This is a genomic window from Cupriavidus sp. 05N38, assembly GCF_056397345.1.
The window spans coordinates 1-471 of record NZ_JBFTNF010000178.1; the positions used below are offsets into that span (position 1 = coordinate 1).

At 65.1% G+C, this 471-nt stretch carries 1 protein-coding gene; it reads left to right on the forward strand.

Annotation, left to right across the window (positions count from 1 at the left end):
* The coding region (locus tag AC1DK4_RS40800) for a hypothetical protein (RefSeq protein WP_441643685.1) at positions 1 to 471 on the forward strand (471 nt) is incomplete at both ends.

The window sequence follows — 471 nt, forward strand, 5'->3', positions numbered from 1 at the left end:
TGGCCGGCTACATCCCCATCGTGTCTGCCAGTGGCTATGCCAGCCGGCATCCGCTGTACCTGATCGGGGTCGATTACACGATGGACCCGTCGACCGAAATCTGCGCGGCCTGCGGCAACCTGGGTCTGTTCGACGGCGATCGCTCGGCCAAATCATTGTGGTCCTACCTGCAAGCCTTCATGGCCCATGGCCCTGCGGCSTTGCCCGAACCGCCGCCGCTACCGCGCCGACCCARCCRSAAACAGGCCACRCTGCARCCCTACCGCGACTGGTACGCCGGCCTGCGYCGCACGCTGGCCAAGCCGCACGGCATGTTGTGGGTGCCCATCACCCTTCCGCTGTGGCTGGGCTGGCTGCTGATCAACGCGTTTCCCGACAGCGTGGAAGCATGCATCCAGTACAACGTGCCCTACACGCCCTTTCCCACGGACATCGACGAGTTGTGCGGCATGGCATCGCCGCAGGTGAACG